The organism is Thermovenabulum gondwanense (assembly GCF_001601575.1).
Classification (GTDB): Bacteria; Bacillota; Thermosediminibacteria; order Thermosediminibacterales; family Thermosediminibacteraceae; genus Thermovenabulum; species Thermovenabulum gondwanense.
In genome coordinates this window covers 126,600-142,853 of the sequence record NZ_LOHZ01000042.1, presented here as the reverse complement: position 1 = coordinate 142,853, position 16,254 = coordinate 126,600, and the positions used below count along the sequence as shown (strand labels likewise).

At 35.1% G+C, this 16,254-nt stretch carries 20 protein-coding genes and 1 riboswitch; all 20 genes read left to right on the top strand.

Going from position 1 to position 16,254, the window contains the following annotated elements; genetic code table 11:
* Nucleotides 1–13 precede the first annotated feature (13 nt).
* The 20 genes from xerC to ATZ99_RS10115 all read left to right on the top strand — a co-directional run bounded on the left by xerC (nt 14) and on the right by ATZ99_RS10115 (nt 16,233).
* Complete coding sequence (gene xerC, locus ATZ99_RS10210) at nt 14–958, top strand: tyrosine recombinase XerC (RefSeq protein WP_068749125.1); 945 nt, start codon at nt 14–16, stop codon at nt 956–958.
* Nucleotides 921–1,451 carry an ATP-dependent protease subunit HslV gene (gene hslV, locus ATZ99_RS10205; protein ID WP_068749124.1) on the top strand — a complete coding sequence of 177 codons (531 nt, stop codon included), beginning with the start codon at nt 921–923 and terminating at the stop codon, nt 1,449–1,451. Before xerC ends, hslV begins: the two co-directional genes overlap by 38 nt.
* Nucleotides 1,452–1,463: 12 nt before the next feature.
* The gene (gene hslU, locus ATZ99_RS10200; protein ID WP_068749123.1) at nt 1,464–2,864 is read left to right on the top strand and encodes an ATP-dependent protease ATPase subunit HslU; all 1,401 of its coding nucleotides are present in this window, start codon (nt 1,464–1,466) and stop codon (nt 2,862–2,864) included.
* A 20-nt stretch (nt 2,865–2,884) separates the two neighbouring features.
* A complete protein-coding gene (gene codY / locus ATZ99_RS10195) occupies nt 2,885–3,670 on the top strand; it encodes a GTP-sensing pleiotropic transcriptional regulator CodY (RefSeq protein ID WP_068749122.1) in 786 nt (261 codons plus the stop codon).
* A 124-nt stretch (nt 3,671–3,794) separates the two neighbouring features.
* Nucleotides 3,795–3,880, top strand: a riboswitch (cyclic di-GMP riboswitch).
* A 227-nt stretch (nt 3,881–4,107) separates the two neighbouring features.
* Nucleotides 4,108–4,512, top strand: coding sequence for a flagellar basal body rod protein FlgB (gene flgB, locus ATZ99_RS10190; RefSeq protein ID WP_068749121.1), 405 nt, complete (start codon nt 4,108–4,110; stop codon nt 4,510–4,512).
* 3 nt (nt 4,513–4,515) lie between these two features.
* Nucleotides 4,516–4,956: a flagellar basal body rod protein FlgC gene (gene flgC, locus ATZ99_RS10185; protein WP_068749120.1), complete on the top strand. Its 441-nt coding sequence runs from the start codon at nt 4,516–4,518 to the stop codon at nt 4,954–4,956.
* A gap of 24 nt (nt 4,957–4,980) precedes the next feature.
* Nucleotides 4,981–5,274, top strand: coding sequence for a flagellar hook-basal body complex protein FliE (gene fliE, locus ATZ99_RS10180; RefSeq protein ID WP_245641374.1), 294 nt, complete (start codon nt 4,981–4,983; stop codon nt 5,272–5,274).
* 19 nt (nt 5,275–5,293) lie between these two features.
* The gene (gene fliF, locus ATZ99_RS10175) at nt 5,294–6,850 is read left to right on the top strand and encodes a flagellar basal-body MS-ring/collar protein FliF (RefSeq protein ID WP_068749119.1); all 1,557 of its coding nucleotides are present in this window, start codon (nt 5,294–5,296) and stop codon (nt 6,848–6,850) included.
* A 10-nt stretch (nt 6,851–6,860) separates the two neighbouring features.
* Complete coding sequence (fliG, locus tag ATZ99_RS10170) at nt 6,861–7,868, top strand: flagellar motor switch protein FliG (protein ID WP_068749118.1); 1,008 nt, start codon at nt 6,861–6,863, stop codon at nt 7,866–7,868.
* The gene (locus ATZ99_RS10165) at nt 7,861–8,646 is read left to right on the top strand and encodes a FliH/SctL family protein (protein WP_068749117.1); all 786 of its coding nucleotides are present in this window, start codon (nt 7,861–7,863) and stop codon (nt 8,644–8,646) included. Before fliG ends, ATZ99_RS10165 begins: the two co-directional genes overlap by 8 nt.
* Entirely contained in the window at nt 8,639–9,976 is a 1,338-nt protein-coding gene (gene fliI / locus ATZ99_RS10160; RefSeq protein ID WP_068749116.1) for a flagellar protein export ATPase FliI, read from the top strand. Before ATZ99_RS10165 ends, fliI begins: the two co-directional genes overlap by 8 nt.
* A complete protein-coding gene (fliJ, locus tag ATZ99_RS10155; RefSeq protein ID WP_068749115.1) occupies nt 9,973–10,425 on the top strand; it encodes a flagellar export protein FliJ in 453 nt (150 codons plus the stop codon). Before fliI ends, fliJ begins: the two co-directional genes overlap by 4 nt.
* A complete protein-coding gene (locus tag ATZ99_RS10150; protein WP_068749114.1) occupies nt 10,425–10,991 on the top strand; it encodes a MotE family protein in 567 nt (188 codons plus the stop codon). The genes fliJ and ATZ99_RS10150 overlap by 1 nt, the downstream gene beginning before the upstream one ends.
* Before the next feature lie 43 nt (nt 10,992–11,034).
* Nucleotides 11,035–12,288, top strand: a complete 1,254-nt coding sequence (locus ATZ99_RS10145) for a flagellar hook-length control protein FliK (RefSeq protein WP_068749113.1) — start codon at nt 11,035–11,037, stop codon at nt 12,286–12,288.
* A gap of 15 nt (nt 12,289–12,303) precedes the next feature.
* The gene (locus ATZ99_RS10140) at nt 12,304–12,693 is read left to right on the top strand and encodes a flagellar hook assembly protein FlgD (protein ID WP_068749112.1); all 390 of its coding nucleotides are present in this window, start codon (nt 12,304–12,306) and stop codon (nt 12,691–12,693) included.
* 19 nt (nt 12,694–12,712) lie between these two features.
* A complete protein-coding gene (locus tag ATZ99_RS10135; protein ID WP_068749111.1) occupies nt 12,713–13,114 on the top strand; it encodes a TIGR02530 family flagellar biosynthesis protein in 402 nt (133 codons plus the stop codon).
* 105 nt (nt 13,115–13,219) lie between these two features.
* Nucleotides 13,220–14,437: a flagellar hook protein FlgE gene (locus tag ATZ99_RS10130; protein ID WP_068749110.1), complete on the top strand. Its 1,218-nt coding sequence runs from the start codon at nt 13,220–13,222 to the stop codon at nt 14,435–14,437.
* Between the two features lie 71 nt (nt 14,438–14,508).
* On the top strand, nt 14,509–14,703 hold the full coding sequence (locus tag ATZ99_RS10125) for a flagellar FlbD family protein (RefSeq protein ID WP_068749109.1): 195 nt from the start codon (nt 14,509–14,511) through the stop codon (nt 14,701–14,703).
* Nucleotides 14,703–15,521, top strand: a complete 819-nt coding sequence (locus ATZ99_RS10120; protein WP_068749108.1) for a flagellar motor protein — start codon at nt 14,703–14,705, stop codon at nt 15,519–15,521. Before ATZ99_RS10125 ends, ATZ99_RS10120 begins: the two co-directional genes overlap by 1 nt.
* The gene (locus tag ATZ99_RS10115; RefSeq protein WP_068749107.1) at nt 15,493–16,233 is read left to right on the top strand and encodes an OmpA/MotB family protein; all 741 of its coding nucleotides are present in this window, start codon (nt 15,493–15,495) and stop codon (nt 16,231–16,233) included. Before ATZ99_RS10120 ends, ATZ99_RS10115 begins: the two co-directional genes overlap by 29 nt.
* The last annotated feature ends 21 nt before the right edge of the window (nt 16,234–16,254 follow it).

Here is a 16,254-nt window from a genome sequence, read left to right as displayed (position 1 = left end):
CGAGGCGATAAGGATGGAATACCTGATAGATAGTTTTTTGAGTTTTTTAAAGGGGAAAAATCGTTCCGAGAATACACTTAAAGCCTATGCCGAAGACCTTTTACAGTTTATGGAATATTTAAAAGAAAAAAAAATATCTGATATTGAATCTTTAAACAAAATTGACTATGTTTTGATAAGAGGTTTTCTTGCAAACTTGAGGGAAAAAGGATTGGAGAAAAGAACTGTTGCAAGGAAAATATCTGCAATAAGAGCTTTTTACAAATACCTTTTGAAAGAAGAAGTAGTTAAAAATGATCCGACGGTGCACATCCAGGGTATGAAATTACCTAAAAAACTGCCCGAGTTTTTATATCCAAATGAGATTAATGAACTATTGAATTTACCGGATAATTCTTATTTGGGAATAAGGGATAAAGCCATATTAGAATTACTGTATGCGACCGGGATCAGGGTTGGAGAAATGACTAATATTAAACTTAAAGATTTAGATTTGGTCAATAAAATTTTGTTTGTATTTGGAAAGGGGTCAAAAGAACGGCTTGTTTTTTTTGGTGAAAAAGCAAAAGAATCCCTTGAAACTTACTTAAAAATTTCAAGACCGGTTCTTTTAAAGAGCGGGGAAGAGGAACATTTATTTTTGAATAAAAATGGGACCCGATTAACGGACAGGAGTATAAGGCGTATTGTAGAAAAATATGTGAAGAAACTCTCCTTTATTAAAAAGGTTACTCCTCATACACTAAGGCATACTTTTGCTACACATCTTTTGGAAAATGGTGCAGATTTGAGGACCGTACAGGAACTTTTGGGACATACGAGCCTTTCTACCACTCAGATATATACACACGTGACAAAAGAAAGGCTTAAAGAGGTCTACGAGAAAGCATTTCCTCATAAAAAAAGGAGTGATTTTATAAATGATGAGAGCTACCACTATAGTGGCGATGGTGAATAAAAAAGGTGCTGCTATAGCGGGCGATGGGCAGATTACTTTTGGTGAGCATACCATTATGAAACATCATGCAAAAAAAATCAGAAAACTGTACAATGGGAAGGTACTGGCAGGATTTGCAGGTTCAGTGGCTGATGCTGTTACTTTATTTGAAAAATTTGAAGGAAAACTGGAAGAGTTTCACGGACATTTACTAAGAGCTGCGGTAGAACTTGCCAAGGAATGGCGTACCGATAAAATGCTGAGAAGATTGGAAGCACTTTTAATAGCTCTGGATAGAGAACACATACTGATTATTTCGGGGAACGGTGAAGTAATTGAACCGGATGATGGGATAGCTGCGATTGGTTCCGGTGGCCCTTATGCCTTGGCTGCTGCAAGAGCTTTATCAAAATATACAGAGCTTGAACCGAAAAAAATAGTAGAAGAATCCTTGAAAATAGCTTCTGAAATATGTGTTTATACCAATGATTATATAAGTGTTGAAGAACTATAAGGAGGTGAGCATATGGAAGATTTTACACCAAAAAAAATAGTAGAAGAATTGAACAAGTATATTGTAGGACAGGATGAAGCCAAAAAATGTGTAGCAATTGCTCTTCGCAATAGGATAAGGAGACAAAAGTTACCTCCGGAAATGCAGGAAGATATTATTCCGAAAAATATCTTAATGATTGGCCCAACAGGGGTAGGGAAAACCGAGATTGCAAGAAGACTTGCTAAATTAGTTAACGCTCCTTTTGTGAAAGTAGAAGCTACAAAATTTACCGAAGTCGGATATGTGGGAAGAGACGTGGACTCTATGGTGAGAGACCTTGTGGAAACCTCCATCAGGATGGTTAAAGTGGAAAAGATTGAAAAAGTTAAAGATAAAGCCAAGGAATTGGCAGAATTAAGAATTGCAGAAATTTTAGAGCCCGATCCTTCCAGAACCTCTAACATTAAAAATCCTTTTGAAATGGTTTTTGGCACTTTTCAGAAAAATACATATGAGGATGATGAAGAATTTGAGAGAAGGCTTAATGAAGCCAGGAAGAAAAGGAAGGATATTTTAGAAAGGATTAAAGCGGGAGAATTTGACAAAGAATTAATCGAAATTGAAGTGGATGACAATAAGACACCTTTTTTAGAAGTTTTCTCTTTTGCCGGTGCCGAGGATATGGGTATAAATTTTCAGGATTTATTCGGGAACATATTTCCCAAAAAGAAAAAAAAGAAGAAAATTACGGTGGAGAATGCAAGGAGAATATTGATTCAAGAAGAAGCTCAAAAACTGATTGATATGGATGAAGTAATAAATGAAGCAATTTCGAGGGCTGAAGAAACCGGTATTATCTTCATAGATGAAATCGATAAAATAGCGGGCAGGGAAAAAGGTTATGGACCTGATGTTTCCAGAGAAGGGGTGCAAAGGGACATTCTACCTATTGTTGAAGGATGCACCGTTGTAACCAAATACGGACCTGTTAAAACCGATCACATTTTGTTTATTGCAGCAGGAGCCTTTCATATTTCAAAACCTTCGGATCTAATACCTGAATTGCAGGGGCGTTTTCCAATAAGAGTAGAATTAAAGAGCCTTTCTAAAGAGGATCTAAAAAGAATACTTATTGAACCTAAAAATTCCCTTATTAAACAATATAAGGCATTATTGGAAACTGAAGGAATAAAAATAGAATTTTCTGAAGATGCTATAGATGAGATAGTAAAAATAGCCGCCTATGTGAATGAACATATGGAGAATATAGGAGCAAGACGCTTACATACAATTATGGAAAAATTATTAGAAGATATTTCTTTTGAAGCACCGGATGTGATTGAAAAAGAAATTAATATAAATGCCGATTATGTGAGAAAAAAATTAAGTGACATAATCGAAGATAAAGATTTAAGTATGTATATCTTATAAAATCTAAAGGAGGAGATATAATGAGTAAAGAATTATTAGAAAAAACCAGGAGAATCAATAAATTGCTGCAGAGGTCTGCAGGGTACCCGGTTGATTTTAGTGAGGTTTGTAAAATTTTAACTGAGGTATTAAATGCCAATGCTTATGTAGCCAGTAGAAAAGGGAAAGTCTTAGGTTATTCAATTCTCGAAAATTATGATTGTGATGTCATACAAAACAAAATAATTGAAGAAAAAATGTTTCCAAAGGAATACAATGATAAACTTCTTGAAATTCATGAAACTCGTTCTAATATACCCCAGGAGGAAATTGAATGCGTATTCGATAGAGAAGTAAAATGCCCTCATCCCGAAAAACTTGTTACAATTGTTCCCATTAATGGTGGAGGAGAAAGGCTCGGAACACTTGTACTTGCGAGATTTGGCGAAGAATTTACAGATGAGGATTTAGTTCTGGCAGAATACAGTGCCACCGTAGTTGGAATGGAGATTTTACGTTCTAAGACAGAAGAAATTGAGGAAGAAGCGAGAAAAAGAGCAGTGGTTCAACTGGCAATTGGAACTCTTTCCTTCTCGGAGTTAGAAGCTGTTCAGCATATATTTGAGGAATTGGATGGAAATGAAGGCTTATTGGTAGCCAGTAAAATAGCGGATAGGGTCGGGATTACCCGTTCTGTTATAGTCAACGCTTTAAGGAAGTTTGAAAGTGCAGGGGTTATAGAGTCGAGATCTCTTGGAATGAAGGGAACATATATTAAAGTGCTCAACGATAAACTTATTGATGAATTGAAAAAGATGCGTTCATAAAATGCGTGAAGCAATTCACGCATTTTTTTATGATTAATTTAAGTTTATTTATGGAAATAAATAAAATTATTTACAATTAAATTTATAATAATATAATTTAATTAAGGAAAACATTATAGAAAAATGTCGAAAAGGGCAAACCTGTCGAAAGGCAGGGACGCAAAGCTATGGGCCTAAGGCATATCATGCTATGGCTGCCAGGCTGCCGAATAATTTTTAAAAGGCAGCCTATTTTCCACGGTAGGTTGTTTTTTTATTAATAATTTTGTCGTATAAAAGAAAAATTTGTTATGATATAATATTTTATAAACGAATTTATTGCATTTTTTTACAAATTTTTTATATATTTTCTTGATGTTGCAGGAAATTGCAAAAAAAAGTAGTAATTTTTTAATTTAGGGATATAGTGTATTTAGTTTTTAAAAGAGGTGCAGATTATGGGAATTTTCGAGAATATTTCCTTAATGGAAAAGGCTTTAGATGCAAAATGGCTGAGAAATGAGGTAATCGCTAATAATATAGCAAATGCGGATACACCAAATTTTAAAAAAACAAAGGTGATTTTCGAAGATTATTTAAGGGATTTTTTAAGTAAAAACAATAAAATTTCTTTATCTACTACAAACGAGAGACATATTAAAAAGATCTATTCCCCTTTAACCTTGAAGCCTGTACTTTATCGTGAGGAAAATACCGCATACAGAGAAGATGGTAACAATGTAGATGTGGAAAAAGAAATGGTGGAACTCGCAGAAAACAGCCTGTCTTATAATGTACTGGTGGAGCAGGTTTCAAAAGAGTTTTCCTTGTTAAGGACTGCTATAAATGAAGGGAGGAAATAATAATTGAGTATTTTTAAATCAATGGAAATAAGTGCTTCGGCTTTGACAGCTCAAAGATTAAGGCTTGATGTAATATCCAGCAATATAGCCAATGTGGATACTACGAGGACGGAGAAGGGTGAACCCTACAGGAGAAAAATGGTAGTTTTTCAAGAAATGAATGAAAGTTCGGATTTTAATGAAATATTAAGGGATAAGATAAATTATAGCGGAAAAGGTGTGAGGGTTGCGGCCATTATAGAAGACCAAAGGCCATTTAAAATAGTATATGACCCAGCTCATCCTGATGCGGATGAAAAGGGATATGTAAGAATGCCCAATGTAAACATTGTAGAAGAAATGGTTGATATGATTTCTGCAACAAGAAGTTATGAAGCTAATGTTACCGCGATAAATTCCACCAAGAATATGATAAGTAAAGCACTGGAAATTGGAAAAGGATAAAAAATTATATGGGAGGAGAAATAATTGGAAATAAATAGAATAGAAAAGGTATCTTTAAATCCAATAGGTTTAAATCAACGAAAGGAAGAAAATTCTTCTTCAGAATTTGTTAATTTCTTAAAAGAAGCATTAAACCGGGTAAACGATTTGCAAAAGGATTATGAAAATAAGGCAAATGACTTTTTACTGGGTAATGATGTAAATGTCCACAATCTGATGATATCTGCGGAAAAGGCAAAACTTTCTCTGGAGCTTACCGTACAAATCAGGAATAAAGCTATTGAAGCATATCAGGAAATAATGAGAATGCAGATATAAGGGTAAAGGTGGAAAATAAATGAATTTTGAAGAAATTAAAACAAGAATCATAGAATTCTGGGAAAGTAAAAGTAAAACTCAAAAAATTAGATTTATAAGCGGAACGATTATAGTATTGCTTTCCGTTTTTTTACTTTTTTATTTTATTACAAAACCCCAGTATGCCGTTTTATATTCCAATTTGGATACCAAAGATGCGGGCGAAATAGTAAAAAGGCTTGATGCAATGAAGGTTAAATACAGACTTATTGATTCTGGAAAAACTATTGAAGTTGAATCTAAGGATGTCTATAAAATTCGTCTTTCTCTTGCTCAAGAAGGACTTCCAAGTGGTGGAGAGATTGGATTTAATGATATTTTTGGGAAAATGAATCTCGGCATGACAGAGTGGGAAAAACAGGTGAGATATAATCAGGCACTTCAGGGAGAATTAACAAGAACCATAAAAGAATTAAATCAGGTAGAAGAGGCAAGGGTGCATCTTGTTATACCCCAGAAAACTCTTTTTATCGATCCATCCGGCCAAAAGGAAGCGTCGGCTGCGGTATTCTTAAAATTAAAACCTGGAGAAAAACTGGAAGAAGAAGAGGTAAAGGGTATTATAAATTTAATTTCCCATTCAGTTGAAGGTTTGAAACCTGAAAACGTAACAATTGTGGACGAGTATGGGAGAGTACTTTCCAATATATCCCTCTCGGAGGATAATTCAAGGCAAATTGTAGACTCTCAATTTGCCGTACAATACAAGTTTCAAAATGATTTACAATCAAAGGTTCAATCCCTTTTGGAACAAATATTTGGTCCCGGGAACGTTGCTGTTAGAGTAAATGCTCAATTGAATTTTGATAAAAAGGTAGTAGAAAACAAATTGTTTACCTCGCCGAATCCAGAGTCCGGAGAAGGAATATTACGAAGCGTCCAGGAAATTAAGGAGTATTTTAGCGGGAATTCTTCTTCCCCGGTGGGTGTCCCCGGAACAACTTCACAAATACCCGGTTATCAAGGGCAACAAAATCAAGGTGGCTCATCAAGTTATCAAAAAACGGATACGGTAAAAAATTACGAATTAAATGAGTCTATTGAAAATATTACCATTGCACCTGGAGCGGTTAAAAAATTAACGGTATCTGTGGTTATTAACAGGAATTTGACCGATGAAGAGAAAAATAAAATAGCTTCCTTAGTGGGAAGTGCAATAGGCTTTGACAGTAATAGAGATATTATTACAGTTGAAGGAATGACTTTTGAAAGATCATTAACAGAATCCCTGGCCAAGCAAATGGAAGAAGATAAGAAAAGTCAGGCAAGGCAGAGGTTATATATTTTAGTAATTTCTGCTATTGCATTAATATTAGTTTTTGTGATTGCAAGGCGTTTATTGACAGCGAGAAAAAGGGCAATGGAAGAAAAGCTAGCCCAGCAACTTATCTTACAACAAGCTGCAACTTCTTCAAAGGAAAAAGAAGATTTAAATATCCTTGAAGAAAAAAATAGAACGAGAGATATAGAAATGCTGGTAAGAAATAGGCCGGAAGATGTTGCCAAGATAATTCGATCCTGGCTGAATGAAGAGTGAGGTGTTTGATATGCCTATAAGCCGCCTTACAGGGAGACAAAAAGCAGCAATATTTATCGCTTCCCTTGGGCCTGAACTCGCGGCAAATGTCTATAAATATTTAAAGGAAGAAGAAATCGAGCAATTGACATTAGATATCGCGAGTTTGCGGAAAGTGACCGATGAAGAAAAAAAATCTGTTTTTGATGATTTTAAAACCATGTTTGTTGCCAGCGACTATATCACTCAGGGTGGAATAGATTATGCCAAGGAAATTTTAGAAAAAGCCCTGGGTACGCAAAAAGCCTTTGAAATTATAAACAAACTCACTTCCTCTCTACAGGTTAGACCTTTTGATTTTATACGAAAAGCCGATCCGGCTCAACTTGTGAACTTCCTGCAAAATGAAAACGTACAGACCATAGCTCTTGTTTTAACATACCTTCATCCTGAACAGGCGGCAAAAATACTTTCAAATTTACCTCCGGAAAAGCAAGTGGAGATTGCCAAGAGGATAGCAATGATGGACAGAACTTCTCCTGAGGTTATTTTTGAAATTGAAAAAGTATTGGAAAAACAATTAGCCTCGGTAGTCATGGAGGATTTTACCAATGCGGGTGGTGTACAGGCTATAGTAAATATATTAAATAACGTTGATAGAACCACAGAAAAAAATATCCTTGAAGTGCTTGAAATGGAAAACCCGGAACTTGCTGACGAAATAAAACGCAGAATGTTTGTTTTTGAAGATATTATTGCCCTTGACAATAAAACTATTCAAAGAATACTCCGTGAAGTGGATAATCAGGATCTGGTTCTTGCTTTGAAAGGTTCCAGCGAGGAGGTCAAAAACAAAATATTCTCTAACGTTTCAAAGCGCCAGGCTGAAATGATACAGGAAGATTTACAGTACATGGGACCGGTAAGATTGAGGGATGTAGAAGAGGCACAGCAAAAGATAGTTGCTATTATAAGAAAGCTCGAGGATGCGGGTGAAATTATAATTTCCCGCGGCGGAGGAGATGAGATAATTGTCTAAGGTATTGAAAAGGATTGTACTTTACGATAATCCGGTAAAATTGGAAAACGGTAAAACATTTTTATTTGAAGTACATAATCGTGAGAACCTTGCGGAATTACCGGTTCATCAAAGACAAGAAGACATTATTGATCCCTTTGAACAGGAGATTTTAAAAAAGCAACTCATACAATCAGCTGAGGAGGAAAAGGAAAGAATAATTTCTCAAGCTAAAAAAGAAGCCGAGGAAATATTAACTAAAGCAGAAAATGAAAAAGAACAAATTTTAAAATCTGCTTATGAAAAAGGTTTCCATGAAGGCTATAATAAAGGAATATATGAGGGTAGGAAAAAAGGGGAAGAGCTTTTTTCCGTTTATCTTAATCAATTCAAAGAATTAGAAAAGAATTTATTTTTGGATTACCAGGAAAAATTAGAACAAATCGAAAAGCAGGCTTTAAAATTATCCCTGTACATTGCAGAAAAAATTCTCGGGAAAATTATCGAAATTGACGGCGATTATATAAAAGGACTTATAGAAAAGGGTTTAAAAAAAGCAAGGGAAGATCGGGAGATATTAATTCGATTATCGCCCTCTGATTATGATATTTTGAAGGATAAGTTAGAACAAATAAAAGGAGAAACAGGTTACAAAAAAATTTCAATTATAAGCGATCCTACTTTACAAAAGGGAGACCTTATATTGGAAAATTCCGGGTTTACCATTGATGCGGGCATAAAAACCCAGCTAAATATAATAGAAAAAAAATTGAAAGAGATGGAGCTGATATATGATTGAAGAAAACTTTGAATTTTATAGAAAAATTATAGCAAACACAGAAACGATAAGACCAAAGGGTAAAATTTCGAAAATTGTTGGACTTACTATGGAAGCGGAGGGTCCTATTGCTGAAATTGGGGAGCTTTGTGAAATATCCCCTTATTATTCGAAGGAAAGTGGTAAAAGTATTTTAGCGGAGGTAGTGGGATTCAACGAAGATAAAATTATATTAATGCCTTTAGCGGATATAGAATCTATTGGTCCGGGTTGGGATGTGATTGCCTTAGGGGAAAAGCTTTCGGTTCCGGTAGGGGAAAACCTGCTGGGAAGAATATTAGATGGGTTAGGCAATCCTATAGATGGTAAGGGTCCAATCAAGAATCTAACAAAGTATCCTCTGAATAATAATCCCCCTAATCCCGTTGATAGAAAACCTATAAAAGAGCCTTTGACATTAGGAGTAAGAGCCATTGATGCACTTTTAACCTGTGGTAAGGGACAAAGAATAGGGATATTTGCAGGAAGTGGAGTAGGAAAAAGTACGCTTCTTGGGATGATAGCGAGGAACTCTAAGGCAGATATTAATGTTATAGCCCTGATAGGCGAGAGAGGTAGAGAACTTAATAGTTTTATTCAAAAGGACCTGGGAGAAGAAGGTTTAAGACGCTCGGTAGTTGTAGTGGCAACTTCCGATAACCCTCCTCTGATAAGAACGAAAGGAGCTTTTACCGCTACTGCCATAGCTGAGTATTTCAGGGATCAGGGGATGGATGTAATGCTTATGATGGATTCTATTACGAGATTTGCAATGGCTCAAAGGGAAGTTGGACTTTCAGCGGGCGAGCCACCGGTTAGTAGGGGTTATACGCCTTCGGTTTTTGCCGTACTTCCCAAATTACTGGAAAGAGCGGGCAGGGGAAAGGTGGGCTCCATTACTGGTATTTATACCGTTCTTGTAGATGGGGATGACTTTAATGAACCTATTTCTGATGCCGTAAGAGGGATTTTGGATGGCCATATTGTTCTTTCAAGAACTCTCGCAAACATGAATTTTTATCCTGCAATTGACGTTTTATCAAGTATTAGCAGATTAATGGATGAAGTGATAACGGAAGAGCACAGAAGATTGTCTTTAAGGGTAAAAAACATCCTTTCGGTATATAAGGAAGCGGAAGAATTAATAAACATAGGTGCATATAAAAAAGGCACTAATCCTAAGATAGACGAAGCTTTAAGATATATTGATAGGGTGAATAATTTCTTGAAACAGGAAATAAATGAAAAATCAACCTTTGAAGAAACCTTTGCGCTTTTAAAAGATATTTTTTCCGGGGATGAAATAGAATGAAAAAATTTAAATTTAAATTGGAAAAACTTTTAAATGCTAAAATGGTTATAGAAAATTTAAAAAAAGAAGAACTTTTTAAAGCAAAAAAGAGGTTGGAAGAAGAAAGATATGTTTTAGATTATCTGGAAGGTATTAAAGGCGAAATTTTACTCCAAAGCACCTCGAGACAAGTAGATTCTATAAAAGCTTACGAGTTAATTAATCTTGATAATTTTTATAGAAAATTATCTGAATTGACGTATAAGCAGAGAAAAAAGGTAGAAGAAGCGCAAAGAATGTACGATTGTGCTTTAAATGAATTTTTGAATGCAAAAAGGGAAAGAAGGATTCTGGAAATTTTAAAAGAAAAGAGATTCAAGCTTTTTCTGGAAGAATACGGGAAACAGGCGCAAAAGAATCTGGATGAGCATGCTATAATTGTTTTTTCAAGAAGGGATGAATCGAATTAATGTCTTCAAATAAATTTAAAATTACAGTTTTTATTTTATTAATATTGTTTATAATTACCTTTCTTTTTACCTTATATTTCATCGTAAAATCTGCTGATCCTTCAAAATTAAATCCTAAGGTTCTGTCAATTTTGGAGAAACTCCCGTTTACCAAGAACTTAATTAAGGAAACTAACTCGAATAGTACCCTGCTTTCGAAGGAAGATCTTTTAAAACAGAAAGAAGATGAGCTAAAAAGTAAGGAAGAGCTGTTAAAGCAGAAAGAAGAAGAAATTTTGAAAAAGGAAGAAGAATTGTCAAAAAAAGAAGAGGAACTAAAAAAACTTCAAGCGTATATAGAGGAAGAAAATAATAAATTGGAGAATAACAAAAAGGCAATGAAAGACATTGCTTCCTATTATGAATTAATGGATCCTTCGAGTGCTGCCAAAATATTTGAAGAAATGTCCGTGGATCAAGTGACAAAAATATTATCTAATATGAAAAAGGAATCGGTTTCCAGTATCTTATCCTCTATTCAACCCAAAAAAGCTGCGGAGATTACCAAAAAACTGGGAAATTTATAGAGTTTCTTTTTAAATAATTCAGTTAGAGAAAGGAGGTGAGAAAATGGATAAAACAGTGGTTTGTATTAATTGCAATCCGAACAAGCAGAAAATTAATCCTGTTAGTCTGAAGATAGATAAGATTAAGAGTAACAATAGTAAATTTTTCAATAAATTGATGGAAGTTGAACTTAAACAGAAAATAGGTCTCATTAATGAGGAAAGCGAAATCAATGGTCAGGAAGAAAACATACTTTGGATGTTACTTTCATCTTATTATTTGAATTTTTTTCCTGAAGCCTCTAAAGGTCAGGATATTAATATTATTCAGGATGAGGTAAAAATACCAGAAAATATTACTCATTTACAATTAAATAGCGAAGATGAAGGTAAAGAAATTGAAGAAAAAATTTGGCTTTTACTGAAGGATATAATTTCGGATTGCAAAACCAAAAAAGATTTTGATGAAAAATTTAACCGGTTTTTAGATATTTTGGGTGTTGAGGATGTAGAAAAAGCCGCAATAAAAGAGAAATTTAATGAATATGTTCACAAAGAAAGCTTAGGATTTCTTGAAAAAATGAGTAGAGAAAAAAGCGAAAGGGATGGACCGGTAGAAATCACCCCGGGATATCATGATAAACTTGAATTCACGGATAGCAGTGACAAAAATAATGTTATAAAAATATTAAAAGAAATATTCCCCGGTTCTTCAAATTATAGAAAGATTTTTTCCGAAGATTTAAGAATAGAAGAATCTACAGTCTTGCCGGTGCTCAGTAAGGAAGACATAGGAATTTTAACTACTTCTTTGGAACCGGTGAATAAAGATGAAATACTTGTAAGGGGAGAAAAAGATAAAATTGATTCTAACTTTTTTGAAGAACTGATAGAAAAAATATCGGTTATTGCTAAGGACAAATCAAAAGAGCTTCATATCAGGTTAAAACCCGATCATTTAGGAGAAATGATAATAAAAGTAATAAATGAAGAAAAAAATTTAAAGGCTCAAATCTTTGTAGAAAATCCCTTTGTTAGAAAAGATTTAGAGGCAGGGCTTAATAATTTAAAAAGCCAAATAGTGAAACGGGGTTTTGAGGATGTAAACATAGAATTAGTGAATATTAAAAATGAAATGGGATTTTACAACGACTTTTCCGGCAGGGGAAGGGACTGGTTTTACAAAGCAACTAAACATAAGAATAATTTTAAAATTGAAGATACAAAAGAGCCTTTCGATGTTACAGGTATTACCAAAGGTAGTAAAAATTTATATTTTTGGAGTTTAAGCCAAAGCAACATAGATTATTTTGTTTAATGGGAGGTGATTTATTTGGTAGAACAAATTTATACTCCTTACCAGGTTATGAATACCTCGGTAAGTAAAAGGGATTCAGTTACAAAAAACCTGGGGAAGGATGAATTTTTAAAGCTTTTGATTACCGAATTAAAAAATCAAAATCCTCTGGAACCTTTAGATAGTAAGGAATATATAGCACAGCTGGCTACTTTTACTCAAGTAGAACAGATTCAGGAAATGAGAAGAGAATTGAGCTTTTTATCGAGCATTTCTTTGATAGGAAATAAAGTAAAAGCTGTATATGAAGAAAAGGAGTACTCCGGAGAGGTAAGGGGAATAGTTGTTGATAATAATGAAATAGGTTTACTTATAGGAGATGAAGAAGTAAAAGTACCATTATCCGGTGTAAAAGTAATAAAATAGGTCTTTTGGAGATGAGAAAATGAGTGATTTCATAAAAATTTCGGACTTAATGACTCCATCAAGTACAATTATCGAAAAAGTTGATAAAAACAGATACACCGTTGAAAAACAAGAAAAGGTAAAATCCGATGGCAAATTTAAAGAAATATTAGAAGAAAAATTAAAACTGGATTTAAAAATTTCAGGTCATGCAGCTATGAGAATGAAATTGCGAAACATGAATTTGAGCCAGGAGCAATGGGATAAACTTAAAAATGCTGTAAGTAAAGCTGAAGAAAAAGGAGTTAAGGAGTCATTGATAATCATGGATAAAATGGCTTTCATAGTCAGCATAAAAAATAAAACTGTAATTACTGCAATAGATGAGGAAAATCTAAAAGAAAATGTTTTTACTAACATCGACGGTGCCGTGATAATATGAGCTGGACCGCGTTATGGAGGCTCATGAAACTCCGATAGACCGAGGGGTTTCCGGCACTGAAGAAACTTAGGTAATTGAAAATAAATTATACGGAGGTAATATGTCATGATGCGGTCAATGTTTGCCGGTGTAACCGGCCTCAGAAATCATCAAATCAAAATGGATGTAATTGGCAACAATATTGCCAATGTAAATACGGTAGGTTATAAAAAAAGCCGGGTAACCTTTCAGGAAGCTCTGGCGCAAACCATGAGAGGGGCTTCAGCACCTCAAAATGCAAGAGGAGGAACAAACCCCTTGCAGGTAGGCCTTGGGATGGCTATAGGAGCAATAGAAACAATTCATTCTCCCTCAAGCCTTGAAACTACGGGCAATATGACCGATTTAGCAATTGAAGGAGATGGATTTTTTGTAGTTACCGATGGACAGGAAAGATATTATACCAGGGCTGGAAATTTTGGATTTGATGAAGAAGGAAATTTTGTAAACACTTCTACCGGTTATAAAGTAATGGGCTGGCAGAACGCTCAATCAAAAACTCCCCAAAATATATCTACTATAAATATTAAAAAAGGCATGATGATGCAGGCTAAAGCCACGAGCAAGATATCTTTTTCCAAGAACCTGAATGCCGCCGATCCTGAAAATACCAGCTATGTAATACCGTTTAAAGTTTATGATTCACTGGGAAATCTTCACAATTTAACCATAACCTTTACAAAAACCAATACTCCTAATACCTGGGATTTTGCAATTAATGTTGATCCAAATAATAATATAAACGTTCCTAACAATACAGGTCAATTGCAGTTTAATGAAAATGGAATATTAAATTCAAATAATTCTTATCAATTAGAAATTACCGGCATATCCGGTGTTTCCGAAATCACACTGGATTTTTCAAGTGTTACTCAATATGCAAGGGAAACGACGGTAGATCTTTCCTATCAGGATGGTTATGCTGCGGGAACACTTTTGGGTATTGCGATTGATTCATCGGGAACCATTACCGGGATCTTTGATAACGGTATAAATCAAGAGTTGGCCCAAATTGCACTGTGCAATTTTGATAATCCTTCGGGTCTTATGAAAGCCGGGAAAAATATGTTTAGAGAATCGGCAAACTCGGGTGTGCCCCAGATCGGTTTGCCCGGCACCGGAGGCAGGGGTTCCATTTCTCCCGGTTCTTTAGAAATGTCCAATGTGGATTTAGCCGAAGAATTTACCCAGATGATAATTACCCAGAGAGGGTTTCAGGCAAATTCAAGGATAATTACCGCTTCCGATGAGATGCTTCAGGATTTGGTAAATCTAAAAAGATAAAAATTTAACTGATTTATAAAAGGGCCTGGACCAAAAATGGCCCGGGCCTTTCGGAAAAGAGGTGCGAACTTTTGATTGAAGTAACAAGGCTTAATGGTAAAAAATTTTATATAAACGCCGAATTGATTGAAACGGTGGAATCCACCCCCGATACGGTAATAAAGCTTACCAATGATAAAACTTATTTGGTGGAAGAACCTCCCATGGTAATTATTTCAAAGATTATTGAATATAAAAGAAAAATATTAAAAGGATGTGAATATTGATGGACCGGGCTACTTTGCTTGGGATGATCGGAGGTATTGCGGTTCTTACCTGGGGAATTTACATGGGAGGAAGTTTATCGGCATATGTAGATATTCCATCTTTTTTAATAGTGTTTGGAGGTGTAATTGGGGCTGTTTTTATAAGCTTTCCCTTTTCAAAGGTTATAGAAACTTCAAAGATTTTAAAAATAGTGTTTTTTGAGAAACAGCTGGAAGCAGAGGAAGTTATTTCAACTATTGTAAATTTAGCGGATATAGCAAGAAAAGAGGGGTTGCTTGCTCTTGAAGACAGCGCATCCCAGTTAAAGGATGATTTTTTAAAAAGAGGGATTTTACTTGTGGTGGATGGAACAGATCCGGAACTGGTTAAAAATATTCTGGAAACAGAACTTTCTTTTCTGGAAGAAAGGCATAAAGAAGGACAGAGTTTATTTGAAACAATGGGTGCTTTAGCACCGGCATTCGGTATGATTGGAACGATTATTGGACTGATAAATATGTTGAAAAGACTTGACGATCCCAGCGCAGTAGGTCCGGGTATGGCCACTGCATTAATTACGACTTTTTATGGTTCCATATTGGCCAATCTTTTATTCCTTCCAATAGCGGCCAAATTAAAAGTTCGAAGTAAACAGGAAATTTTAATTAAAGAGGTAATGATTGAAGGAGTACTTTCCATTCAAGCGGGGGAAAATCCGAGAATTATTGAAGAGAAACTAAAGGCCTTTTTGGCACCAAAGATGAGAAAAAATATAAATGTTAAGAAAGCTCCGGAAAGCGGTGAGATTAATGCCAGCAGGCAGACGGCGAAGATCTGAAGAAAACGATAAGGGTCCTGGATCCCCTTTGTGGATGACCACTTATGGCGATCTTATTACACAAATACTTATATTTTTTGTACTGCTTTATTCTTTATCAAGTATAGATACAAAAAAATTCGATTTAGCTATGACTTCTCTCCAGGGCTCTTTGGGGATTTTACAAGGGGGAAAGACATATTATAAACAAGAATTCATTGAAAGCGGTACGGGACAAAATTACGTTGCAGAACGAGAAAAAACCGAACTTGAAAAGATAGGGACCGAGATAGAAAAAATAATTGAGTCCAATAATTTAAGAGGTATTAAGGTAGATTTGGATGAAAGAGGATTAACTATACGTTTTTTAGAGGGGGCTTTATTTGATTCGGGTAAAGCGGTTATAAAGGATAACTCTAAGGAGATTTTAGATAAGATAGCCCCGATACTAAAAGATAGCAATCATCATATAAGGGTAGAGGGACACACCGATAATGTCCCTATACATACGAGGGAATTTCCTTCAAACTGGGAATTGTCTACTGCAAGAGCGGTAAATGTGGTAAGATATTTTATTGAAGTTCACGGGATAAACCCAAAAAAGATTTCAGCTGCAGGGTACGGCGAATATAGACCTGTTGTACCCAACGATACCGACAAAAATAGGGCTTTAAATCGAAGGGTGGATATAATTATTCTAAAATCCAGTTTAGAAATGCAAGAACCGAATTAAGATAAAGAGTTGGAGGAGTTA

Coding starts and splice junctions, on each gene's coding strand:
- hslV (WP_068749124.1), top strand. CDS start 921: ATGATGAGAGCTACCACTATAGTGGCGATGGTGAATAAAAAAGGTGCT.
- flgB (WP_068749121.1), top strand. CDS start 4,108: ATGGGAATTTTCGAGAATATTTCCTTAATGGAAAAGGCTTTAGATGCA.
- fliJ (WP_068749115.1), top strand. CDS start 9,973: ATGAAAAAATTTAAATTTAAATTGGAAAAACTTTTAAATGCTAAAATG.
- ATZ99_RS10145 (WP_068749113.1), top strand. CDS start 11,035: ATGGATAAAACAGTGGTTTGTATTAATTGCAATCCGAACAAGCAGAAA.
- fliG (WP_068749118.1), top strand. CDS start 6,861: ATGCCTATAAGCCGCCTTACAGGGAGACAAAAAGCAGCAATATTTATC.
- fliI (WP_068749116.1), top strand. CDS start 8,639: ATGATTGAAGAAAACTTTGAATTTTATAGAAAAATTATAGCAAACACA.
- ATZ99_RS10150 (WP_068749114.1), top strand. CDS start 10,425: ATGTCTTCAAATAAATTTAAAATTACAGTTTTTATTTTATTAATATTG.
- ATZ99_RS10115 (WP_068749107.1), top strand. CDS start 15,493: ATGCCAGCAGGCAGACGGCGAAGATCTGAAGAAAACGATAAGGGTCCT.
- ATZ99_RS10135 (WP_068749111.1), top strand. CDS start 12,713: ATGAGTGATTTCATAAAAATTTCGGACTTAATGACTCCATCAAGTACA.
- ATZ99_RS10130 (WP_068749110.1), top strand. CDS start 13,220: ATGATGCGGTCAATGTTTGCCGGTGTAACCGGCCTCAGAAATCATCAA.
- ATZ99_RS10120 (WP_068749108.1), top strand. CDS start 14,703: ATGGACCGGGCTACTTTGCTTGGGATGATCGGAGGTATTGCGGTTCTT.
- codY (WP_068749122.1), top strand. CDS start 2,885: ATGAGTAAAGAATTATTAGAAAAAACCAGGAGAATCAATAAATTGCTG.
- xerC (WP_068749125.1), top strand. CDS start 14: ATGGAATACCTGATAGATAGTTTTTTGAGTTTTTTAAAGGGGAAAAAT.
- hslU (WP_068749123.1), top strand. CDS start 1,464: ATGGAAGATTTTACACCAAAAAAAATAGTAGAAGAATTGAACAAGTAT.
- fliF (WP_068749119.1), top strand. CDS start 5,294: ATGAATTTTGAAGAAATTAAAACAAGAATCATAGAATTCTGGGAAAGT.